Origin of the sequence: uncultured Lactobacillus sp. (assembly GCF_947367125.1) — a bacterium.
Taxonomy (GTDB): domain Bacteria; phylum Bacillota; class Bacilli; order Lactobacillales; family Lactobacillaceae; genus Lactobacillus.
In genome coordinates, this window is sequence record NZ_CANBCQ010000028.1 from 1 (window position 1) to 21907 (window position 21907).

The following is a 21907-nucleotide window of genomic DNA, read 5'->3' on the forward strand; positions in this document are numbered from 1 at the left end:
GGCCTATAGCTCAGCTGGTTTAGAGCGCACGCCTGATAAGCGTGAGGTCGATGGTTCAAGTCCATTTAGGCCCATTGGAGACATACTCAAGTGGCTGAAGAGGCGCCCCTGCTAAGGGTGTAGATCGGGTTATTCCGGTGCGAGGGTTCGAATCTCTCTGTCTCCGTATTATACATTTTAGAGTAGCTAAGAACCGCGTGGTTATGCGGTTCTTTTGCTTTACTCTCATTTTTTGATAGAAATTTGATAGAAAAAGCCTTTTTAAAAAAGCCCATTAATATCTTTACGAATTTCTTCCTCACCATTTTTGGTTGTGTGAGTATAAGTACCTAGCGTTAAATCTAGACTCTTATGTCCAAGCACATTTTTAACATCTACCATATTCCAACAATTATCATTAGCAATTGTAGCCAAACTATGACGCAATCCATGAACCGTAATCTTTTTAAGATTTGGGTTCTTTTCGTAAATTTGCTTTTTCCACTTGTCAGCCTTACTAGAGCGGTAATAGTCGCCCTTAGTATTGTGAAAGACAAGTGGGTTTAGATCTTTACGACAGTGAAGTGAAGCATCATATACTAAGTCTGACATAGGTACAACGCGGCTTTCATTACCTTTAGGGATTTGTGTGCCATAATCGTTTGTTTCTATTTCGCCGTTATCCTTAATTTTGAGCTTGTAAGCCGTTGTTCGATTAATGTGTATGATTTTATGTTTGTAATCGAAATCCGACCAGTGGAGGGCAATAGCCTCGCTCTTGCGGATTCCTGTAGTTGCCAGGATCAAAAAGTAGAAGTAAACTTGATCACTTATTCCCTTAGCAGTATCTAAGAAAGCCTTTAACTCATCAAGTGTGTAGAAATTATGTGATGTATCACGTCCTTTAACCGCTGACTTTTTAGGCAAAAGAGAAGAGCGGGCAGGATTGCGATTAATCAATTCAATATCAACCGCATACTCTAATAATTTATGTAGATAGTTGAAAACGGTGCGATATCTTTTGTACTTTTCAGCTAAAGAATAGAAATAGTCTGAAATGGTTTTAGTGGTTAAAGCATCTACATAAGAATCACCAAACACAGGCTTGATATGCAGATTGTACAGTTCATAAGTTTTTTGAGCTGTAGAAGGCTTTACGTCTAAAACGTAGCGTTTAAACCATTCATTTCAGAGCTGATCTACTGTATATTGCTTCTGCTTTACAAAATCTTGAGGATTGGTTGCGGCTAGTTGCTTATATACAGCATCAGCCTCTTCATAGCTCTTAAAGCCACGGCGAAAAGTTTGTACTTTTTGGCCATTCTTTTGACCTAAATAGATGTAAAACATATAACGCTTTTTACCGCTTTTAAGCTTGTACGGCTTAATTGCAGTGTTTTTTCTTTTTGGCATTTATATCACCTCCTTTCAAAGATACATATGTTCTTTGAACCGCTAAATATAAACCCGTCTGCTCAATAGAGTGGGCGGGTTATTTTTTACAATCCTAATAATTGCTTCTTTTTAGCTGAAAATTCATCTTGCGTGATTATTCCATCGTCTGCTAGTTTTTTGTATTTTCGTATTTCATCTGCTGTGCTATTTACTTTAGCTTGATTACTAGACGAAATAGTGGTGTTAGCTAAACTCTGATTTTTAGCAATAATTGCATCAAGCAATGATATTAATCCATTCACGTCAGAAATAATTGATCTAGCAGTGAAGCTGTTAGACTTTATTTCATCGATTTTCCTTATAAAAACAATCTCAAAATTGTCCCCATTTTTTAGATTTACAATTATTCCAAGATGATCAATATAGTCTGTTTGTTTGCCACCAGTAGTTGCACCGACAATCACCCCAACTCCACCAGCTAAAGCACCACCAACCAATGCACGTGTAATACCATGTTTTTTGGTTTCATTATGTCCTTGCTGGTTAATTCTGTATGAAATGATATCGCTGTAATTGTAAAATTCAGGATCAAAAAGGAAGGACTTTTTCTTTAAAATCTGGCGTCTTGTATCATCAAAAAGATACTTTCCAAATTTAGCTGAACATTCTTGTTGAAAAATAGGTAATAATTCCTCATATTTCTTATTAAGAGCTGCAGCTTTAGCTTGCTCTTCAGCAACTTTTTGGTCTTTAATTTTTCCTTGCTCTAATTTATCTTTTCCTTTTTCCTTGGCTTGTTTATCATTTTCCCAAAAGTGTTTGACATATCCATATTTAATTTTTACATCATCCAAAGCGTCAGGATTATTAATAAGTTTTTGACATTCTGCTGTTGAAATAGTTTCTATGTATTCACTCATTTTTCTTTCGCTTACGTGACTAGAAAAATGATATTTTTGCCAACAGTTACCACATAAAAAACCATCTTTCAAATCAAATTCTTGATCCCAAAACCCAATTTTCGAACCACAGTTAAAGCATATTTTTTCCATCTTAGTTTGCTTATTATGTTTTTTAGCAGCTTTGGCATTAATTTTTGCAATATTTTGCTTTTTTATAATATCTGGAAAAGTATCACCGTTTGCTATAAATTCTTTTAATTCACTAATTGTATGTTTATCAGCCCAATTGATCGCTTTTAAAGTTGGAACATCAGAACCTGCTTTCTTAGCAAAACCATATTTTTTAATTTCTTTACTGCAAATTCTTCCATCTTTAAATATTAGATCTTGATCTAAAAAACCAATTTTTGATCCACAAATAGCACATTCTTTAGTCATTATTTATTCAACCCCATATTTCAGTAACTCTTCTTGCACTAAATAATAATTATCAGTACCAATGTATTTTGCTAAATTCAGCCAGTTGGCACTTGCTACATCATTGCCCAGATCAATGTACTTTTTTATTTGTTCATGGACTACAAAGTTTTTTGCACCACTCTCACAGCATATGCGAGTTATAGGATTGTCTTTGTAGTCTTTTTGCGCATCATCATCGGCTTCAGCATGACCAAGCTCATGTAAGATAACCCTTTCAGTTTCTTCATCTGATAGGCCATCTTTAACAAAGACAAAGTCAGGACAAGGATCAGGCATGTGGACTATATAGCCTTCACTCTCTATGTCCTTATATACGAGCTTCAAATGATGGTCTTTAAGTAAATCTTTTATACGATCACTCATAACGATTCACCTTACTCTTTGCCTTGAAAATATCCTTTTAAGTAAGACTTGATAATTTCACGGTCATGATCGGTCATAGGCTTACCGTCGTAGGAGTGGGCGTTGTCCAAAAGAGCATCTAAGTCTGCGTCAGAAAAGTCAGTAGATGATGAAGGATTATCTGTTTTTCCCATTAGGTAGTCGTTTGTAACATTGAATAATTTAGACATTTCGGAGATGGTTTCTATATCTGGCTCACGATTGCCATATTCATAGTTTGCATAGGTAGTTAATGGTAAATGCAGAATCTTTGCAGTATATGTTTTGGTCCAGCCAGCCTTTTTCCTTTCGCTCTCAAGGCGATTACTAAAAGTGCTCATAAGTACCTCACTTTCTGTTTTTCCTTATTTGAGTACATTGTAAAGCTATATTTTCGTTTTGAAAATATTTCTTTTCAAAATGTGAAGAAAAATGTTGACTTTCTCAAAATGGGTAGTATGATAGTAAATGTAATCAAGTTACACAAATTGAGAAGAAATGGAGGGGTGCAAATGGTGACAGTTTTAAAGTCAGATGCTAGAGAACTGGCAAGAGACTATCTCCAGAAACACGGAATTAAGCAAAGGTTTGTTGCTGAAAAAATGGGGATTAGTGAACCTACTCTGAGTGGACGACTAAATGGACGCTCCAAGTTCGATGCTGACTTTGCAATTGCGTTTTCAAAAACGTTGGGTATTTCACCTGATATTTTTTTGAAGTAAAGTTATTCAAAATGAGAAGAAAGGAGAAAGCATGAGTAAACTTCAATCATTTAATTTTGAGAATCAACAAGTAAGAACTTTATCTATTGATGATCAAGCTTACTTTGTTGGAAAAGATGTAGCTAGGATTCTCGGATATGTAAATACAAGAAAAGCTATTCAAGATCATGTTGACCGAGAGGATAAAAAAGATGGGGTAACGATTCGGGACTCCATAGGTAGAAATCAAGCTGCAGTAGTAGTCAACGAATCGGGCTTATACAGTCTGATCCTGTCTAGCAAAATGCCAAATGCCAAGAAGTTCAAGCATTGGGTAACTAGTGAAGTTCTTCCAACTATCCGCAAGCATGGTGCTTACATGACTGATGAAAAGATTGAGGAAGTACTAACCGACCCTGACACAATCATCAAGCTTGCTACTCAGTTGAAAGATGAGCGCGAACAAAGATTAATTGAGCAGCAGCTGAGAAAGGATGCTGAAAGCCAAGTTCATGAAATGAAGCCCAAAGCCTTGTTTGCTGATTCGGTAGCAACCAGCAAATCAACCATTTTAATTGGTGAATTGGCTAAAATCCTGAGAGGTAACAGCGTAGACATTGGAGCAACACGACTATTCAAGTGGATGCGTGCGAATGGCTACTTGATCAGCCGCAAGGGCAGCGATTGGAACATGCCAACACAGAGAGCTATGAATTTAGGCTTGTTCAAGATTAAAGAAACGACCATCAACCACTCGAATGGCTCTACTTCAATTAGTAAGACCCCTAAAGTGACTGGAAAAGGTCAGCAGTACTTTATTAACAAGTTTTTGAAAGAAAAGAAAAAGTCACAATCCGTAAAGATTGTGACTGGTGAGAATGGAATTAAGGCTGAGGACCAAAATGGCAATATCATTGGCACAATTAATCCGGATGGGTCTGGATACATCGCATAAATAGAAAATGCGTTAGACATTAATTTGGATGATCTAAGAGATAGGAGGTGATAGCTATGGATGACCTACAGCGCGGTATTTATCGCATGGTAGTGAAAGAAGTAGCAAGGACAGAGCCCAAACGTAAAGAAAATTTTCTTAGCAAAAAAGATGCTGAAAAGTTGATCAAGAAGTACACAAAAAGATATGTGCTTCAAGAGTACCTGAATGCTACTGAAGCTGCCGATGTTTTAGGTATGAGCTTAACAACCTTTTGGCGATTTAGACAAGAGCATAACGTTCCTGTTCATGTAATTGATGGCGTTAAGCGATACAAAAAGTCGGAATTGATTAAGTGTGTAGAAGATAACAGCGTACGAGGGTACGCATAGGAGGATATTATGCCAGATTTGGGAAATAGCAAGCTTGATCATGTATTGAGTTATATCTGCAAAGGATTTGAAAAAGTGCTGGAGTTCTGCGCCATTGCATTTTTACCAGTAGCTGTCATAGAGCAGTTATGTATCTACGGTGTAACCCATGCAGACCAAGTTATTTCACTGTTAGTTGTGCTTATGCTGATTCTTTCAGCATTTGCAGTGAGAGAAATTAAGAAATTAAGAGAAAAGAAAGAGGATTTATGAGGCTATGGCACAAGTTTATCAACCATATATGGGCTATCAACGAGCCGGTAAGTTTAGCGAGCGCCAGCTTATCCTTGTTGCTCACAGTAACGCTATTAGCGCTCTTAGTGGTGCTAGTTTTGCGGAACTGCCAGTAAATGTAAAGGAATTTTTAGGCATAAAAAAAGCACTCATTAGTTAAAAGACCTAGTGAGTGCAAACAAAAATCAAACTAAGGAGATTATAACACAATGCTTCAATCACAAGAACAGATTAATGAAATTAACCGCCAAAAAGAAATACGAAAACTTGAGATACAAGCAGAAAATGACCCCGATACATTAGTTGTTCAGTTGCCTGATGGCCGTGAAGCCTTAATTGGTGATTCTGCTGATGACTTTGAAAATGGCTATAAATCTGCTGCAGATTTTATTCAAGGACGCTTAAATCACTATAAAGGGGATTTAAATAAGTTAGCAAATGAAATGGGCTATAGCGGAATAGCACCATACCCTGATCATTTTGACTTTGTTTTGGATCTTAACAATTACAGCAACGGTCTTTTAGAGCTTATAAAAGATTGTGAACACTATAATTGTGAGACCTTAACTAGTTATTTAGGTATTGATTAAGGAGGCAATTACTAATGAATGATGCTCAAAAATGGCTAGATCAAATTATTGCCGATATTCCTTTTATTGAAAAAGAAATGTATGACGACACTAAAACACTAGGCAAATACGGAAAAGCTAAAAAATACGCTAGAAGCTATAAACATGATTTTGGTGGCGACTATAGCGCAACCCCCGAAGAAATTATGCAAGCAGCATTTAACACAATGATTGAAAAAGTAGTTTCTAAGCTTAATGAAGATTCAGACAATGCGGAGATCAAATAATTATGACTGAAGAAAAGAAACAACAAACCAGTGAAGAATTAAAAAAGAGCATTTATTCAACTCTATCCAAGATTGATGTAAGTCACTTAATTGACAAAAAAATGGGGCTTAACTATTTAAGCTGGGCTAAGGCTTGGGGCTTAGTTAAGAGTATTTATCCTGATGCTGACAAGGAAATTACAGAATACCCGGAATACTTACCAAGTCAAAATGGCTGGGTAGCAACCGGCCGAACCGTTGATTACAGATTGACTATAGCTGGATGTGAAGTTGAAGCAAGTGTGATCATTGAAGGTCAAAAGTTCAGCTCACAACTTTATGTAATGGATAATCACAACAAAACAGTTATGAAACCTAACTACAGTCAAATTAATAAAACTCAAATGAGAGCGCTAGTTAAGGCGTTAGCATTTGCCGGATTAGGTCTGAATGTTTACGCAGGTGAAGACTTACCAAGTGAGAAAGATGAGACACCTACTAAAATTTCAAAAGCGCAGCTAATGAAGAAAAAAATTGCGAGTGCGCAGCGTTTTGAAGTTCAGTACGGCGGAGGCAAAGAAAAATTAGTTGATGTTGTTAGCTGGGAAAAATCAGGTGACAAACAAGCTCACATGTTTATTGAAACGTGGACTAAGAGAGACCCTAAGAACTTAGCAGCTTATGAATTTATTGAGGCTAATGGGCTTTACACAGTGAAAGAAGAAAAGAAAGAGGCGTAGGAATGGAAGAGTTTAAAGGAACGAAAGCATTTCTAATGATTCCCGTTGGCGTAGCAAGAGACCAGGAATTATTAGATAAGCCTAAAGCAATATTGCTAATGGGTGAAATACTTTCAATGCTAAACGTAACCGGTGAGTTCTTTATGAGTAACACTGAAATAGCTAAAAGATTGAATGCTACTAACAGATCAGTGCAGAACTATCTTACATTGCTTGAAAATAAAGGGCTTATCAAGCGCGTAAATATTTATGCTGACAAAGAACACAAAATAATTAAAGGACGAAAAATTACAGCCGGAAGCACCCTGGTGAAATGTATTTCACTAGGGTGGGGAAACAAAATTCATGAGGGTGGGGAAACAGATTTCACCCCCCTGGTGAAACAGGATTCACCTAAATATAACAATATAAAAGAACAGAATAATAGAACAAATAATATAAATAAAGGCTCGGCTAAAAAAGCCGAACCCGATAATATTCCTTATCAAGAAATACTTGATTATTTAAATTCAAAAACTAAAGCCCACTATAAAGCAAGTAGCGCAGTAAATCAACGCTTAATTAGGGCAAGATTTAAAGACGGCTATTCACTTCAAGACTTTAAAACAGTTATCGACAACAAGGCTTTTGAATGGCAACACACTGATATGTGGAAGTATATGAGACCATCAACCTTGTTTAGTCCGTCTCATTTTGATGACTATCTAAATGCTAATAACTTAGATAAGCATAAAGATAAACCTACTAGCGGTGGCTATGACAGCACTCAAGTAGATCTAAGTGACGTTAATGATGATGATTTACCGTTTTAGGAGTCATTCAGCATGAAAAATAGGATTAAAGAACTACGCCAAAAAAATAACCTAACTCTTAGAGAAGAACATTGATGATGAAGGTGGTAAAGATGCAAAGCGTTAAAGACTTTGAAAAAAGAGTAAAAGTTGCTGGATTGAGTTTTGTGGTGAAAAAGTCTGACAAGATTTGCCCTATTCATAAGACACCAATGGTGTATACAGACAAGTCACCTCAACCATTCTGCATTAAATGTCAACGTGAAGCAGTTGGAAAAGAGAAAAGAGAACTTGATCGTACTAATTATGTGCAAGTTATCAGGAAGGATTTAAGACAGCTTAGTTTAGTCGATGATCCTAAAGAGTATAGTTACACGTTTGATAACTTTAAAGCCCCTAGTGGCTCAAAAGAAGCTCAAATGAAAGACATTGCACGCAAGCTAGCTGGTGAGTACTACAAGGATCGCAATTTGAACTTCAATACGATTTTGTACGGGACACCTGGGCAAGGCAAAACACATTTAGCTATGGCTATGCTAAGTGCCGTTAATGATTTCAGCAACCCACCGCAACGATGCTTATTTGTAAATGTAACTAGCCTATTTCTGGCAATTAGATCAAGTTTCGATAATCCAATGGAAAAATGGACTGAACAGTTTGCGGTACATGCTCTATCTAATGCTGATCTTTTAGTAATTGATGACTTAGGGAGTGAATCAGTCATGAGTACTAAAGGTGAAGCAAGCCAGTTTGTCCAACGTGTGCTTTATCAAGTCACTAACAGGCAGAAGCGGATCATCATTACAACCAATCTAACAATGAGTGAGCTAAGACAAGCCTACAATGCAAAGCTTGTTAGCCGTTTGCTAGCTGGCTCAAAGGGCAAGCAATTAGATTTTAGTGGTATTCAAGATAAGAGGTATTAGAAAATGAACAAAGAAAATTGGTCAAAAGGAATTAGACCAGGAAGTATTGTTAGGCTCCGAATGAAGGGCACACCTTTGCCTTCAAATGAAAGCGAAGATGATGTGGATTGCCATCTAGTTATCATTGATACAGAAGATGTAGATGTTGATAACTACATTGTTGGTACTTATAACGATGGCCTTTATTCATTGGTCAGTATAACAGGAGGCGATACTATAGCAGTCGCTGGGACAATTGAAGATCTGATAGATGTAGCACAGATAAATTATCATTCCGATATTGAATTAGTAAATAAGTGGTTTGATTTGAATTGCTTTCTTTCAAATTTTTATGGGATTGATATTTAGAAAAGGAATAAAGGCAAAATGGACAAGATTAAAGACTATGACTATTTAGATGCTTTGAGCCAAGTAACGTTTAAGCTCAATGAAATTGAAAAAGTAGGACTTTTAAAAGAAGACATGAAATCTTCAACTTATTCAAAGATTGAAGAGGCTAGACGCAAGATTATTGATGCAAGTTATGAGCTTGAGCTAGAAAATATGGGATCAGGTGTGAATGAAAAGAGGAGAAATAGGTGCGATCTTTAAAAATTACGAGGAATTCAAAACCAAAGAGATTCAAGAAATTGAAAAAAGAAAGACGGATCAAATTTTAGATGAAATTGGTGGCTTAACCGAGTTGCTTAGAAACAACGGAGATATTCCGTTTTAGGAGCTAAAAGATGAAAAATTCAAAGTATTGGCATGATGAGCCAGTTTTCCAAAATAGGACACCAGAATATTTCTATGGCTATAAATGCCCTTATTGTGGTGCTAAGTTAAAGCCAATTGATGAAATTACGCTCCTTTGTAACACATGCAATAGGTTTTGGTTTTTCCACCATTTGCAAGAAAAGGGAACAGAAGACTGGTAAAAGTAAAAGGAGTTAAAGAAATGACAGATAAAGAAAAAAGTAATGATTGAGGGGTGAAGATTTATGAAAAGTAAAGAAGAAAAGCGTAAAGAACTAGTTGATCAGCTAAATAAGGAACTGAAAGAAATTGATGATAATTATAACGTAGTGAAGGGCATTGCATCTCCTGACGTAACTTACATTCATTATGATGCCCGACCTTATTGCGAATTATATCCTAACGGCAACATTAATTTTCATGGCGTTTACGACAGTGTAAAGCAAATTGCTAAAATTATGAAAATAATTTCATGTTTTTCATGTAAATTGAAGCGTTTAAAGGAGGAAAACTAATGGTAAATGCTACATAAAGGCGATAAATATAGAGACGTTGACGGTACTATATTTCAGGTATTTAGTGCCATGGATGACACTTATACTTACTATTTCATTGCTAACTTGAAGCAAAGCGTCGTAATTAGAATGCAACCGAAAAATGCTGTTGCATTTCTAAACGGTATGGAGAAGGTGAATTAATGAGTGACTATTCAGTGATATTGCTATCAGGAATAATTTTCTGGATTGTTGCCAGCTGTGGTGATAGCAGGAACTCAACGGTAAATACAGTAATTTTTGGTATATCAACCGTCTTAATGATATTTCTAAGATTACTAAAAGTGATTTAGAGGGGAATTGTGGCGAATGGAACGTAAGGACGTAAATGTTTTTCTTAGAAAAGATTTCTGGGGCTATATGTATGAGGGAGGTATCCATCCTGGTCAACTGACTGGAGCTAGTTTGGATTTAGCCCCTTCGGGGCATAGTAATACCAACACAACTGAAAAGTCCTATGTGGAGACAATGAGCAAGGCAGAGAGAGCCCAATACTTAGCATTGACAGTGCTAGTAGCGATTAAGGATTGCACTAACTTTGAGTACCACGGCAAACATAGAGCGATCCTTGAAGCCTACTACATTGAAAATCTGAATAACCAACAAGCACGGATGAAAGTTGGTATGACTGAAGGCGAATATAAGACATCAAAGAAGGGTGCATTAAAGGAGTTCATCAAACGCTATGATTACTGGCGGGACGCACGCGATTGTCCTGAGCTACCGGCACTTTTCTACCCTCAGAAACCCAAAAAGTTACCAAAAAACGCCCAGAAATAAACCACTTTTCGCCCAAAATTAACCCAAAGTTCGACCACTATTCAACCATGAAAGTAGGTATATTGGTATTGTTGAAAATTTAGGAAAAGCACGAGACCTAGTTTTTGACACGACGTGAATACTAAAGTTCATTAATTAAACCTCCTTTCAGTGTATAGAACAGAATCGTGAAAACTCTAACGAGTAAAAAGACACGTCCGACTATTGCAGTTTCGGTGGTGTTGGTGTAAGTCCAACCACGATTCATAGGCTCTCAAGTTGGGAGTCAATTAACAATTCTTATATTTCTTTATTATTTAAAAATTGTTGTCTGATAGTGAAGCGGCGTGGAAAACCGCAAATCTACGCTTTATACAGAGATATAGCAGTTCGCTCTACTATGTCTCTTAGCTTGCGAAGACCCAAGGAAAACGGCGAGCAAGCACGTAAACATTGCTTGTCACCTGTGGCTGTCCTACAGGTGACGTTTATGGGCTAGATGGTACTACATGTTTTCGTCGTCTTGACATGTAGGTAAGGTTCGATTCCTTGCTGGCTCTTTGATCCTTTCAGGATCACGTGTGGAGTGCGTCAGGGACTTGCTACCATTGTTTTAATTATTACTTTTCATTTGACACATCTATGAGTACAGCCGGTAGCAATGCAAGTTTCGAGGCTTGCAGCATTCTTAGAGCAGGCGGAAACTGCTCATTGCTAGTTTGGAGCACGGTAGATCTCTTTTTTATTAAGCTTGAAAATCTTGCAAGGAAATATATCGTCCATGTTGGACACGTGCGAGGTTCGATTCCTCAACTAGCATTAAGGAGGTAAATTTAATGAAAGCTTTATCCGTGCGTGGCGATTATATTATGGACATGATTGCTGGCAACAAGAAAATTGAGTACCGAACGTGGTCTACTAAGTATCGTGGACCACTGCTGATGTGTTCAACCACTAAAAAGGTGGCTGGATCAGCTCCTGGATATGCTACATGTGTAGTTAATCTAAAGAGCATTGAGTATGTAGACTTTGATGAATGCTATTACTGGCACATTGAGCTTCTGGACGTGATTAAGCCTATCCACGTAAAAGGACAGCTTAAGTTGTTCAACGTTGCTGACGAGCTTATTAAGCCTATCAGCAAAGAAGAGTTTGATAAGGAAGTTGCACCACTAATCTACCAACCTAAGAGAAAAAAGAAACGAAAAAGAATTGAAATTAATGGAGTTTTGCATTAAGCATTACTCCTTTTTGTTTGGTGAGAATTATGTATAAGACAAAAAGATTCGGTTTGGTTAGTTCTAAGACAGAAAATCAGATACTAGCCGAGCTTGAAAGAGATTTATCTAAAGAAAGAAGGACCAAGCGTGAGTCTACTGGACGTAATCAAGACACAAAGCCAGATAACCGATAGCGTGCTTGTTTCCTTCAGCATGGGTAAAGACAGCATTGTAACGTTGGACTTGTGCATGAAATATTTTAAGCATGTCCAACCGTTCTTTATGTACTTAGTACCTGGATTGCAGTTTCAAGATGAGGCGTTAGCAAAGTATGAGAAACACTACGGTGTAGAAATCATTGAAGTGCCTCACTTTGAGGATGCCGATTTTTACCGTTACGGCTCATTCAGAGACGCTGACTATAGTGTTCCAAGAGTGAAAATTAGAGCTATCTATGAAGCTCTGAGACAAGATACGGGCATTTATTGGATAGCAGGCGGTGAAAAGATTAACGATTCAATCGTAAGAAGAGCGATGCTGAAACATTCCGGGTCGATTGATGAAAAAAGGGGTCGGTTTTACCCGGTCATGTATTGGACTGATAAAGAAATCAAGCAGTACATGAAGATGAACCACCTGTTCTATCCGAAATTCAACCAAGAATTAGGATTTAGCTTTCATAGTTTAGCTGGTAAAGAGTTATCAGCAATTAAAAAGATTTATCCAGCTGATTATCGGAGAATTTTGAAGTTTTTTCCTGAAGCTGAAGCTGGAGGTCTACAGTATGAGACGTACAAAAGAGGTGAAAAATAGTGGTTAGATCGAATGGCATGCGCTATGCGACTGATGGCAAGCACCCATGGTGGACTACCACGTGGGAAAGAGCCGAAAAAAGACGGCAAAGTGGATTTGATGCTGATTGGAAAAATTTTGGCAGTCACTCTGACATTGCACGATTCGAAAGGAAAAATCAGCAAAATAGTGAAAAGATTTTTACAGCAATTGCTGATCGTGTTAGAAAACAGCATCCTGGAATGAAGAAAATTAAAGCTCGATTATATGCTCGTCATAGTGATCTTCAAGGGCGTAAATTTCAGCGCTTAAAAGATCAAGGACTTGGTGCTGAGCAAATTGCTAAAAGGCTTGGATATGATATGAAAACAGGCCAATTTAAGGCATCTAGTGGACATTCGGGGGGGATAGCAATCTACTATGGCTAGAGGTATTAAGTCTGTTATGCGACAAGCTAATAGACTGGCTAAAGGTATGAATAACGGCGAAACTAAGATTATTTCAGGTTCAAAAATTAATGGAGCTAATGCTGTAGTTTATAAAGCAAGAAATGGCATGGTCAATTTAGTTGGTGTCAGCTATGAAAAGGGCATTGCGAGATTTTTCTCTGATGGTTCATCACATACTATTGGAAATAGTGCAAATAGAACTTATGGGAAGGCTAGAGGATTAATTTTTAGTGGCGGCGCTAAGTTCAAGCGCGGTTCTACCGGTAGTAAAGGAGGTTAAACATGGAATACGTTAAGTGTGGTCATGGTAAATGGCGTGCAAGGTTTTACTTAATTTTTGATTCAAACGGCTTGGCACTTGTTGACCTTCTTCAAAATAAAAAATGTGTTTATGGAATTATCGATAAAGAAGGTAATACCGGAATAAAAGAGTTCCCTTTGGAGGGTGAACATGAAATACGTTAAATTTGGACATGGCAAGTGGATCTCTGAAGAAGCAATTAAAAAGATCAGAAAAATGGCTATCCAAGGAGTACCTATAGGGAGACCATCAAAAGAGTCTTTAAGAAGACCATTAAAAGAGCCTTTGAGAAGGAATCCAGCAGAGGAGCAACGAAAGTGGATAAAAAAGCAAATTTACGGTCAAGAAATCTTCAATCCTTCGAGTTTGGCAAGATCAAGCGCTCACAAATCAAGTTCGCCGATTACAATCCAAGAATCATTGATGAATCTAACCAAAAGAAGTTAATCAAGGCAATTCGTGAGAATGGATTAATTGAGCCGCTGGTATGGAACAAGCGTACAGGTGTCTTAGTGGGCGGACATCAGCGTTTAACTGCAGCTGACAAGATTTACCGTAAGAAAGATTACGAAGTACCAGTAGCAATTATTGACGTTGACGAGAAAACAGAAAAGAAGCTAAATGTCCAGTTAAACAACCCATCTATGCAAGGCGATTGGGACTTAGATGAATTAGCAAAGTTATCTGATGATGTCTCATTTGAGGACATGGGATTCAATAAAGCAGATATTGATTTCATGTTTGACGGTGAACTTGACTTTGACGGTAAAGAAAAAGAAGAACTTCAACCGTCAAAGAAAGAAACGCCATACGATGATGAAGTTGAGGACGAAAAGGATAAACTAGCTGGGCTTGCTGAATTTAACGAAAAGAAAGCCGATTTTAGACATAAAGACAAGGACACGACAATCATTAATTTTTATACCAAGGTTGTATTCCCATCTAATGAGGCTAAAGAAGAATTTTATAAAAAGGCAAGTATTCCAGCTAATGAAGAGTTCGTTACATTTGATCAGCTGAAAAGAGGTTTTAATAAAATGTTTGAAGAGGGTGAATTAAATGGCTAGAGGATTACCACCAGGTATAAAAATAGCCCGCGGCTCTAATGGACAAATTGAAAATACTAGAACGAAAACAGCCTGGCATGGTGCACGTGCTTCTATCGTACACGCTAAAGGCTCAAATAGAATTAGAGTGTATGGTTTAAGTAAAGGATCAGCATTAAGAAGAATTAAAAACAGAGCTAGAGGTATGTCAATTAGTACTAACTACAAGAGAAACGGACGCGATGCGTCTGTTTTTGTTTTAGGTAAAACTAAGAGAGCATCAACTGGCAGGTCAAGTGGATAGAGGTGAGTTAAGTGGCAAGGCAGTTAGATTTATTTAGTGCAAGCAGAACAACGGCATACGAAAATACTCATCAACGTATTCAACGAAGATTGAGAACAACCGGCCAAGGTAACAAAAGAGTTGAACGGCTGGTAAATCGTAGAGGTATGCAAAGTATGAGAGCTAACAAAAGAGCGTTAGCAAATGGCGGTAAGCATGCTGGTGTTATGAGAGCTAATTTTGGTGGTAAGACATTTAGATTAGTTAGAGGCGGTCAAAGAGCTTCTTCAGGAAGTAGGGGTGGATAAATTGTGAGGTGGATTAGATGGCTAAAGCAAAATGGGAAAAGTGGCTAAAGCCTGAAAATCTCACTTTACTTCAAGGCTGGGCTAGAGATGGTCTTACAAATGATCAGATAGCCAAGAAAATGGGCATAGTGCGTTCTACGCTCCAATCATGGATAAAGACACATGAAGACATTTCAAACGCCCTAAAAAAGGGTAAAGAGGTCGTTGATGCTGAAATTGAAAACAGCTTGATCTCAACGATGAAAAAGCACACTGTTACCACGACTACTTATAAGATGGTCAAAAAAGATGAATTCAATTTGAAAGCGGAACGCGCAAAGTTTGCTAATATCTATAAGTTAGATCACCCCGAAGCTTCAAAACAAGAAATTTTGATTGCTACGGCTGCTAATGTTGAGGTTTACGAAAAGATACCAATTAGCAAAACAGTAACCGAGGTAGACCCTAACGTTTCAGCTGCTATTTTTTGGCTTAAAAACCGCAGACCTGATAAGTTCAGAGACCAAACGTTCCAGAAACTTAATGAAGCCAACGCGCGCAAGGCTATCGCTGACGCTGGCATCAGTGAAGCGCAACTTAAGTCACTTAAGGAAGAAGACAATCCAAGCAATCGCACGGTTATTGTTGATGATGTAGCAAAGATGAAGGAGCTGAGAGACCACGAAAACAGTACAGATAACGAAGGAGATTAATCCGCACTTTTATGATATGTGGACTACTGACAAGCCTTATATCGTTTGCAAAGGTGGGCGTGGCTCTTTTAAGTCCAGTGTTATATCACTCAAATTAGTAACAATGATGATGAAATACATCTCACAGGGTAAGAAAGTGAATGTAATTTGTATTCGTGAGAATCAGCAATACTTACGTGACTCTGTTTATAATCAAATTCTTTGGGCAATGAACATTTTAGACGTTGAATCTGAGTTCAGAACTAGAGTCAGTCCTATGATTATTCAGCATATTAGAACAGGCTCTACATTCTACTTTTATGGTGCTAATGATCCAGCAAAGCTGAAATCAAACATTGTAGATGATGTTATAGCCGTATGGTTTGAAGAATTTGCTAACCTTAAGGGCGTTGAAGTATTTGATCAATCAGTACCTACGTTTATTAGACAAAAGCCGGATTTTGTAGATCAAGTCAAGGTCTTTATTAGTTATAACCCACCAAGAAATCCATATGCGTGGGTAAACGAGTGGGTAACTCAAAGAGAAACTGATAAAGATTATTTTGTTGATTCGAGTACTTACCTTGATGATGAATTAGGATTTACCACTAAACAGCAATTAGACCTAATTGAGACGTATAAAAAGAACGACCCCGACTATTACCGTTGGCTGTATTTAGGCGAGGCTGTCGGGCTTGGTACGCAAGTTTATAACATGAAATTGTTTAAAGTTGTGGATCACATTCCTAATGATGAATACATTACTGAGATTTTTTACGGCATGGATACTGGTTTTATGGTGTCTGCTACAGCTTGTGTAGCGTGTGCATTTACCAATAAATACAACGTTTATGTTTTAGATACGTTCTATTACGACCCTACTAAGTACGAGCGTAAATTATCAGCATCAGAACAAGCGGAACGAGTACACGATTTTATCAATCAGATAACTGATAAATACGGTGTTTTGCCTTATAACCAAACTATTGATTCTGCTGACGGTGGTATTTATACGCAGTATTGGCAAATGTACAATGTGCAATGGTCAAAGGTTCACAAATTAGGTGAAGCTGAAATGATTGACCGTGTTCAGGATTTAGCCGCACAAGGGCGTTTGTATGTTTTGAAAACACCAGGCAACGATATTTTCTTAGACGAACACAAAAAATATCAGTGGGACCCAGCTACCGTTAATAGCGACAATCCACGTGTCATTAAGGAATACGACCATAGTTGTGACGCTTTAAAGTATGGTGTGCTAGATAATGAACAACTACTCGGTTTGTCCGTATAGGCGGTGATTATATGAGTATATGGGCTAAAATTAAACAGTTTTTTCGTAGAGGAGGTGCAAAACTAGGCATGGCAGATTACAAAACGTTAAGAGCGATTACCGATGACCCACGTATTAAGGTGCCTGCTGAAGAGTACGATCGTATTCGCAAGGCAAAGAATTACTATCAAGATGACTTGCCACAAGTTAAGTACTATGCGATGGGTAACGAGCATAAGCGCAAACTTAATTCGATTAATGTCACTAAGATGGCATCAAGGCGGCTTGCATCCCTTATCTTTAATGAGCAATGTTCTATCAAAGTCGATGACAGCACACTTCAGGACCTGCTAGGCACCATTTTTAAGCGTGAAAATTTTTATACCACGTTTGAAACGGAACTAGAAAAATGGATTGCATTAGGCTCTGGTGGTATCCGACCTTATGTTGAAGATGACAAAGTAAAACTTAGTTATGCTGACGCTGACGATATTTACCCACTTAATTCAAACACAACCAAGGTGGATGAAATTGCATTGTCCAGACGAATTAGAAAAATTGAAAACAACGAAGCTGTTTACTATACCTTGCTAGAGTTTCATCAGTGGGGCAGTAGCAAAGAAGTAGATGCTGACGGCAATGTTTACCGACCTTACACAATCACAAACGAGCTTTATAGATCTGGTGATTCGAACAATATCGGCGAGCTTGTACCACTTAATTCAATTGATGAATATGCTGACTTGCAACCACAATCGACTTTTCAGCATTTAGAAAAGCCACTTTTTGCCTTTTACCGTAATGCAGGAGCGAACAACAAGAGCCTAGCTAGTCCATTAGGTCTAGGCTTGTGCGACAACTATTGGCACACGGTAGACGACATCAACGCCACACATGATGGCTTTGCATGGGACGTTAAGACAGGCTACAGGCGTATCACAATTCCGGAGACGTGGGTAAGACGTCAAACGCAGATCAACGGCAAACCGATTCCTGAAGGTTCACAGATGTACTGGGACCCTGACGATGCTGTATTTGTGCCAATTAACGCCCGTAATGATGACTCTAGCACCTTTAAAGACTTAGCAATCCAAATCAGGACGGAGCAGTATACGGCTTCAATGGATTTCTTCTTGCATGAGTTTGAGAATGAAATCGGATTGAGCCAAGGCACCTTTACCACTTCGCCTAGTGGCGTGCAGACCGCAACTGAAGTGGTAACCAACAACTCAATGACTTATCAGACGAGATCATCATATTTGACGCAAGTTGAAAAGATGATTGACCAGCTGGTATATGCGATTGCTGAACTACTTCAAACGCCTGATGTGTGGAGTGACAGACAGGCTCGATGGTCTGGTGACATCGATAAGCTGACAATCACGCCTGACTTCAACGATGGCGTGTTTGTCGATCAAGAAGCCCAACGTCAAAGTGATTTACAAGCCGTGCAAGCTGGAATTTTGCCTAAAAAGCAGTTCTTGATGAGAAACTACAATCTTGATGAAAATACAGCTGATCAATGGTTAAGTGAGATTCAAGACGAGCAATCACCAGAGCCGCCAGAACAAGAAATGTCAATGTTCCCTAGTGAGGGTGGTGTAGCAAGTGACAGATCAAGAGATAACACAAGCTCAAATGATGGAGAAGGCAAGTAATATTGCTGACTACTACGCTTATACAGAACAGCAAATGTTCTATATTTTGATTGATTCATTTAAAAAGACACGTCCAGAGCTAGTAAATGCTGAAAAAGACCCACAAAAGATAATGGAGTGGCGTTTAAAGGCATTATCAGAGCTAGGCGGATTAACTGACAAGGTAGTTAACTTAATCAGTCGCTCTAGCGGCTATTCTAGGCGTGCAATTTATGACTTAATCGAAAAAGATGGGCTAAAAGTTACTAAGCAACTAAATCGTAAACTTGCTAGAACGCTAAAAAAGCCCGTTCACGATGTTTCTTTACAGTCTAGGGCAATTATCAATAGTTACGTTAATCAGACAATGAGAGGTGTTAATAATTACGTTAATCAAACGTTGTTAACTCGTAACTATGGTCAAAATGCAGCTGCTAAAACCTATCAAGACATCATTAATAAAACTGTTAACGATGTAATTGTAGGTAAAAAGACACCTCAAAGAGCGCTAATGGACAATATTTATTCATGGCGTGATAAAGGTATGAGTTCAGCATTAATTGACAAAGCAGGTCATGAATGGAGCCTTGAGGGCTACACACGTACAGTGATTCAGTCAACCACTTCACGTGTTTGCAATGATTTGCGTATTAATTCAATGCAAGAATTCGATTCCGTACTTTGTGTTATGAGTTCACACCCCGCAGCCCGTCCAGCATGTGCACCGATTCAAGGCAAAGTGGTGTGTATTGTGCCGACTAGTGACCCTAGATATAAGAAGGAATATCCGAGCATTTATGACTATGGTTACGGCACACCGGCTGGCACTCAAGGCGTTAATTGCGGTCATGCTCTTTGGACTTATGTTGAAGGCGTATCACATAACTACCAAAAGCAGTACGATCCTAAAGAAGCTGTAGCAAAAATGAAAATACAGCAGAAACAACGCTATTATGAACGCAGTGTACGTAAAAGTAAGCGCAAACTAGAGCTAGCTAAGCGTGCTGGGGATGCTGACGGAATAAGTAAGTATTCTGCTGGCGTTCGTGGCTATCAAGCTAAACTAAGAAAAATTGTTAAGGAACACGACTTCTTAGCAAGACAATATTCAAGAGAACAGATAGCAAAGGAGAACTAAATGGCATTTTATCAAGCTAAACCTAAAGATCAAGTTATTAAGAAACTAAAAGAAGAACAAAATATACTCAATAATAAGATTTTTGATATTGATAGTATCTTTTCAAACGATACAGACATTTCAAAGAAACAACTGGGATACATGGAGGTTCAAAGAGACATCATGGAATCACTTGTTACAATACTTGATTTACGAATTGAAGATTTAGATCAAGAAAAGTAATCAATCGACCCGAGTAAGTCTTAAAACTGCTTATTTTTTATGCTCTTATCGTGGTCGTACCACGTATAAATTAAACGTTAGGAGAAAAATATGGAACGTGAATTTTTAGAAAAACAGGGCTTGAATGCTGATCAAGTAAAGGCTGTCATGACTCAATATGGTAAAGACGTTAGTGAATTAAAAAGTAAGGCTTCTAAAGCTGATAACTTTGAAACTCAAATTGGCGATCTTAAAGACCAACTGAAAGACCGTGACAAGCAATTGACTGACCTGGGCAAGCAAGCCGGCGACAATGACGCTTTAAAAGCCCAAATTGCTGAATTGAAGGACGCTAACAAGCAAACTCAGAAGGATTATGAAGCTAAATTAGCAAAACAGAACCGTGATTTTGCTGTTTCTACTGCACTCGGTAAAGCTGGTGCAATTGAAAATAAGGCGGTCTTACCATTTATTGACATGGACAAGGTCTCTGTTGACAACAACGGCAACCTGCTAGGCTTTGAAGACCAATTGGAAGCCGCTAAAAAGGATCATTCATTCCTGTTCAAGCAGGAAGAAAAGAAAACAGAATCAAAGCCCACGCCGCATATTGTGTCTAGTGGCAACAATGATTCAGATGTTGAAAAGAAGCCATCTGAAATGAGTCTTGACGAACAAACCGCGTTGTATCGTAAAGACCCTGACAGATGGGCACAATTATTTAATAGATAGGAGTTTTAAATGGCTGAAACACATTTAAAAGATATGATTATTCCCACCGTCTTTGGCAACTGGGTACAAAATCTTTCTGAAAAGACCAATAATTTTATCAAATCAGGTATTATGACCGCCGATTCAGATTTAGGTGGACGTTTAAATCAACCTGGTACCAAGATCACTATTCCATATATCAACGACTTAGACGGTACGCCAAACAATTGGACCGACGATGCTGACATTCCTGTAGACAACCTTACTTCAGGTTCACAAGTTGGTATGAAGTTCTACCAAAACAAGGCTTTCGGTGAAACTGATCTTTCACGGCTTATGACCGGTGCGCCAATTCAACAACAAATCGCTTCAAGATTTGCTAATTTCTGGAATACTAGTGATCAAGTTATGCTGTTTGCAGTCCTTAAAGGCATGTTCCAAGTCGATGACATTGCTAATTCAAAGGTGCTCGACTTAACAGTGCAATCACCAACTGACGCTAATTTCAGTGCTAAGGGATTTATTGCAGCACTTTCACTCATGGGCGATCAACCAGAAAATATTTTGAGTGCTATTGCAGTTAACTCAACTACCTATGCGATGATGAAGTCACAAAATTTGATTGATACTATTCAGCCTTCAAACGGTGCTACTCCAATCAACGTCTATAATGGCAAGCAAGTAGTTATTGATGACGATATTCCTGTAAACGATGATGGCACTTCTGTAGCATATCTGTTCGGTAACGGTGCCATTAGATACTCAACTTCAATGTATGGCACTCAAGTAGTAGATGAGCCACTTAAGCAAGGTGGACGTGAATCCGTTGTACAAAAGCGCGTCGGCTGTATTCACCCTGCTGGTATGTCAATTGAACCATCATTTGTACCAACAAAGGAAAACTTCCCAACACCTGAAGACTTTTCTAAGAAAGAAGCTTGGACAATGCCTAAGGATGTTGACGTTAAGAAGGTCCATTTGGTTGAGTACAAGTTCAAACTTGATCCATTCTTTGTCTTAAAGCAAAAGTCTCAAAAGGCCGTTGACAAGGCAAAGCAAAATGCTGATCAAGGCACTGACAAGGGTCAAGGCAAGTAGTT

Annotated in this window: 37 protein-coding genes, 2 tRNA genes and 1 pseudogene; 34 read left to right on the forward strand and 6 right to left on the reverse strand. The window is 38.2% G+C overall.

Going from position 1 to position 21907, the window contains the following annotated elements:
• Both Q0Y84_RS08270 and Q0Y84_RS08275 read left to right on the forward strand, forming a co-directional pair.
• Positions 1–74, forward strand: a tRNA-Ile gene (locus Q0Y84_RS08270).
• 2 nt (positions 75–76) lie between these two features.
• Positions 77–166, forward strand: a tRNA-Ser gene (locus Q0Y84_RS08275).
• Between the two features lie 95 nt (positions 167–261).
• Here Q0Y84_RS08275 and Q0Y84_RS08280 read toward each other — a convergent pair.
• The 6 genes and pseudogenes from Q0Y84_RS08280 to Q0Y84_RS08305 all read right to left on the reverse strand — a co-directional run bounded on the left by Q0Y84_RS08280 (position 262) and on the right by Q0Y84_RS08305 (position 3478).
• Positions 262–939 (reverse strand): site-specific integrase, encoded by a 678-nt coding sequence (locus Q0Y84_RS08280; protein ID WP_297952694.1) that lies wholly within the window; start codon positions 937–939, stop codon positions 262–264.
• A gap of 99 nt (positions 940–1038) precedes the next feature.
• Positions 1039–1155: pseudogene (locus tag Q0Y84_RS08285) on the reverse strand (hypothetical protein); the annotation flags it as partial.
• Positions 1156–1167: 12 nt separating this feature from the next.
• The gene (locus Q0Y84_RS08290) at positions 1168–1392 is read right to left on the reverse strand and encodes an Arm DNA-binding domain-containing protein (protein WP_297952591.1); all 225 of its coding nucleotides are present in this window, start codon (positions 1390–1392) and stop codon (positions 1168–1170) included.
• An 86-nt stretch (positions 1393–1478) separates the two neighbouring features.
• On the reverse strand, positions 1479–2714 hold the full coding sequence (locus Q0Y84_RS08295) for an SHOCT domain-containing protein (RefSeq protein WP_297952593.1): 1236 nt from the start codon (positions 2712–2714) through the stop codon (positions 1479–1481).
• A 3-nt stretch (positions 2715–2717) separates the two neighbouring features.
• Positions 2718–3119, reverse strand: coding sequence for an ImmA/IrrE family metallo-endopeptidase (locus Q0Y84_RS08300; protein WP_297952595.1), 402 nt, complete (start codon positions 3117–3119; stop codon positions 2718–2720).
• 11 nt (positions 3120–3130) lie between these two features.
• Positions 3131–3478: a helix-turn-helix transcriptional regulator gene (locus tag Q0Y84_RS08305; RefSeq protein WP_180860517.1), complete on the reverse strand. Its 348-nt coding sequence runs from the start codon at positions 3476–3478 to the stop codon at positions 3131–3133.
• 171 nt (positions 3479–3649) lie between these two features.
• On the opposite strand from Q0Y84_RS08305, the gene Q0Y84_RS08310 reads away from it, so the two are divergent.
• The 32 genes from Q0Y84_RS08310 to Q0Y84_RS08465 all read left to right on the forward strand — a co-directional run bounded on the left by Q0Y84_RS08310 (position 3650) and on the right by Q0Y84_RS08465 (position 21905).
• Complete coding sequence (locus tag Q0Y84_RS08310) at positions 3650–3859, forward strand: helix-turn-helix transcriptional regulator (protein WP_151495070.1); 210 nt, start codon at positions 3650–3652, stop codon at positions 3857–3859.
• A 31-nt stretch (positions 3860–3890) separates the two neighbouring features.
• A complete protein-coding gene (locus Q0Y84_RS08315) occupies positions 3891–4793 on the forward strand; it encodes a phage antirepressor (protein WP_297952600.1) in 903 nt (300 codons plus the stop codon).
• A gap of 56 nt (positions 4794–4849) precedes the next feature.
• On the forward strand, positions 4850–5164 hold the full coding sequence (locus Q0Y84_RS08320) for a hypothetical protein (protein WP_297952611.1): 315 nt from the start codon (positions 4850–4852) through the stop codon (positions 5162–5164).
• Positions 5165–5173: 9 nt separating this feature from the next.
• Positions 5174–5416, forward strand: coding sequence for a hypothetical protein (locus Q0Y84_RS08325; RefSeq protein WP_297952613.1), 243 nt, complete (start codon positions 5174–5176; stop codon positions 5414–5416).
• A gap of 4 nt (positions 5417–5420) precedes the next feature.
• A complete protein-coding gene (locus tag Q0Y84_RS08330) occupies positions 5421–5597 on the forward strand; it encodes a hypothetical protein (RefSeq protein WP_297952615.1) in 177 nt (58 codons plus the stop codon).
• A 49-nt stretch (positions 5598–5646) separates the two neighbouring features.
• Positions 5647–6027 (forward strand): hypothetical protein, encoded by a 381-nt coding sequence (locus Q0Y84_RS08335; protein ID WP_297952617.1) that lies wholly within the window; start codon positions 5647–5649, stop codon positions 6025–6027.
• 14 nt (positions 6028–6041) lie between these two features.
• Positions 6042–6293, forward strand: coding sequence for a hypothetical protein (locus Q0Y84_RS08340; protein WP_297952619.1), 252 nt, complete (start codon positions 6042–6044; stop codon positions 6291–6293).
• 2 nt (positions 6294–6295) lie between these two features.
• On the forward strand, positions 6296–7012 hold the full coding sequence (locus Q0Y84_RS08345; RefSeq protein WP_297952621.1) for a DUF1071 domain-containing protein: 717 nt from the start codon (positions 6296–6298) through the stop codon (positions 7010–7012).
• Positions 7013–7014: 2 nt separating this feature from the next.
• A complete protein-coding gene (locus Q0Y84_RS08350) occupies positions 7015–7824 on the forward strand; it encodes a conserved phage C-terminal domain-containing protein (protein ID WP_297952623.1) in 810 nt (269 codons plus the stop codon).
• A 74-nt stretch (positions 7825–7898) separates the two neighbouring features.
• Positions 7899–8729: a DnaA/Hda family protein gene (locus Q0Y84_RS08355; protein WP_297952625.1), complete on the forward strand. Its 831-nt coding sequence runs from the start codon at positions 7899–7901 to the stop codon at positions 8727–8729.
• A gap of 3 nt (positions 8730–8732) precedes the next feature.
• Complete coding sequence (locus tag Q0Y84_RS08360; protein WP_297952627.1) at positions 8733–9077, forward strand: hypothetical protein; 345 nt, start codon at positions 8733–8735, stop codon at positions 9075–9077.
• Positions 9078–9095: 18 nt separating this feature from the next.
• A complete protein-coding gene (locus tag Q0Y84_RS08365; protein ID WP_297952629.1) occupies positions 9096–9320 on the forward strand; it encodes a hypothetical protein in 225 nt (74 codons plus the stop codon).
• Positions 9289–9444 (forward strand): hypothetical protein, encoded by a 156-nt coding sequence (locus Q0Y84_RS08370; protein ID WP_297952631.1) that lies wholly within the window; start codon positions 9289–9291, stop codon positions 9442–9444. Before Q0Y84_RS08365 ends, Q0Y84_RS08370 begins: the two co-directional genes overlap by 32 nt.
• A 10-nt stretch (positions 9445–9454) precedes the next feature.
• On the forward strand, positions 9455–9646 hold the full coding sequence (locus tag Q0Y84_RS08375) for a hypothetical protein (RefSeq protein ID WP_005726056.1): 192 nt from the start codon (positions 9455–9457) through the stop codon (positions 9644–9646).
• Between the two features lie 63 nt (positions 9647–9709).
• Entirely contained in the window at positions 9710–9979 is a 270-nt protein-coding gene (locus tag Q0Y84_RS08380; RefSeq protein ID WP_297952636.1) for a hypothetical protein, read from the forward strand.
• A 6-nt stretch (positions 9980–9985) separates the two neighbouring features.
• Positions 9986–10162, forward strand: coding sequence for a hypothetical protein (locus Q0Y84_RS08385; RefSeq protein ID WP_297952638.1), 177 nt, complete (start codon positions 9986–9988; stop codon positions 10160–10162).
• 165 nt (positions 10163–10327) lie between these two features.
• Entirely contained in the window at positions 10328–10798 is a 471-nt protein-coding gene (locus tag Q0Y84_RS08390; RefSeq protein ID WP_297952640.1) for a hypothetical protein, read from the forward strand.
• An 815-nt stretch (positions 10799–11613) separates the two neighbouring features.
• The gene (locus Q0Y84_RS08395; protein ID WP_297952641.1) at positions 11614–12015 is read left to right on the forward strand and encodes an ASCH domain-containing protein; all 402 of its coding nucleotides are present in this window, start codon (positions 11614–11616) and stop codon (positions 12013–12015) included.
• A gap of 129 nt (positions 12016–12144) precedes the next feature.
• Positions 12145–12810, forward strand: coding sequence for a phosphoadenosine phosphosulfate reductase family protein (locus tag Q0Y84_RS08400; RefSeq protein WP_297952643.1), 666 nt, complete (start codon positions 12145–12147; stop codon positions 12808–12810).
• Positions 12810–13217 (forward strand): hypothetical protein, encoded by a 408-nt coding sequence (locus Q0Y84_RS08405; RefSeq protein WP_297952645.1) that lies wholly within the window; start codon positions 12810–12812, stop codon positions 13215–13217. The genes Q0Y84_RS08400 and Q0Y84_RS08405 overlap by 1 nt, the downstream gene beginning before the upstream one ends.
• Positions 13210–13518, forward strand: a complete 309-nt coding sequence (locus tag Q0Y84_RS08410; RefSeq protein ID WP_297952647.1) for a hypothetical protein — start codon at positions 13210–13212, stop codon at positions 13516–13518. The genes Q0Y84_RS08405 and Q0Y84_RS08410 overlap by 8 nt, the downstream gene beginning before the upstream one ends.
• Positions 13519–13520: 2 nt before the next feature.
• Positions 13521–13703 (forward strand): hypothetical protein, encoded by a 183-nt coding sequence (locus Q0Y84_RS08415; protein WP_297952649.1) that lies wholly within the window; start codon positions 13521–13523, stop codon positions 13701–13703.
• 153 nt (positions 13704–13856) lie between these two features.
• On the forward strand, positions 13857–14606 hold the full coding sequence (locus Q0Y84_RS08420) for a ParB N-terminal domain-containing protein (RefSeq protein ID WP_297952651.1): 750 nt from the start codon (positions 13857–13859) through the stop codon (positions 14604–14606).
• Positions 14599–14889 carry a hypothetical protein gene (locus tag Q0Y84_RS08425; protein ID WP_297952653.1) on the forward strand — a complete coding sequence of 97 codons (291 nt, stop codon included), beginning with the start codon at positions 14599–14601 and terminating at the stop codon, positions 14887–14889. Before Q0Y84_RS08420 ends, Q0Y84_RS08425 begins: the two co-directional genes overlap by 8 nt.
• Before the next feature lie 11 nt (positions 14890–14900).
• On the forward strand, positions 14901–15176 hold the full coding sequence (locus Q0Y84_RS08430) for a hypothetical protein (RefSeq protein WP_297952655.1): 276 nt from the start codon (positions 14901–14903) through the stop codon (positions 15174–15176).
• 17 nt (positions 15177–15193) lie between these two features.
• Complete coding sequence (locus tag Q0Y84_RS08435; protein WP_297952657.1) at positions 15194–15868, forward strand: terminase; 675 nt, start codon at positions 15194–15196, stop codon at positions 15866–15868.
• A gap of 16 nt (positions 15869–15884) precedes the next feature.
• Positions 15885–17141 carry a PBSX family phage terminase large subunit gene (locus tag Q0Y84_RS08440; RefSeq protein WP_297952660.1) on the forward strand — a complete coding sequence of 419 codons (1257 nt, stop codon included), beginning with the start codon at positions 15885–15887 and terminating at the stop codon, positions 17139–17141.
• Positions 17142–17209: 68 nt separating this feature from the next.
• Positions 17210–18778 (forward strand): phage portal protein, encoded by a 1569-nt coding sequence (locus Q0Y84_RS08445; protein WP_297952662.1) that lies wholly within the window; start codon positions 17210–17212, stop codon positions 18776–18778.
• Positions 18729–19895 (forward strand): phage minor capsid protein, encoded by a 1167-nt coding sequence (locus tag Q0Y84_RS08450; RefSeq protein ID WP_297952664.1) that lies wholly within the window; start codon positions 18729–18731, stop codon positions 19893–19895. The genes Q0Y84_RS08445 and Q0Y84_RS08450 overlap by 50 nt, the downstream gene beginning before the upstream one ends.
• Positions 19896–20117, forward strand: a complete 222-nt coding sequence (locus Q0Y84_RS08455; RefSeq protein ID WP_297952666.1) for a hypothetical protein — start codon at positions 19896–19898, stop codon at positions 20115–20117.
• A gap of 90 nt (positions 20118–20207) precedes the next feature.
• Positions 20208–20828, forward strand: a complete 621-nt coding sequence (locus Q0Y84_RS08460) for a phage scaffolding protein (RefSeq protein ID WP_297952667.1) — start codon at positions 20208–20210, stop codon at positions 20826–20828.
• 9 nt (positions 20829–20837) lie between these two features.
• The gene (locus tag Q0Y84_RS08465) at positions 20838–21905 is read left to right on the forward strand and encodes a replication protein (protein ID WP_297952669.1); all 1068 of its coding nucleotides are present in this window, start codon (positions 20838–20840) and stop codon (positions 21903–21905) included.
• Positions 21906–21907 lie beyond the last annotated feature (2 nt).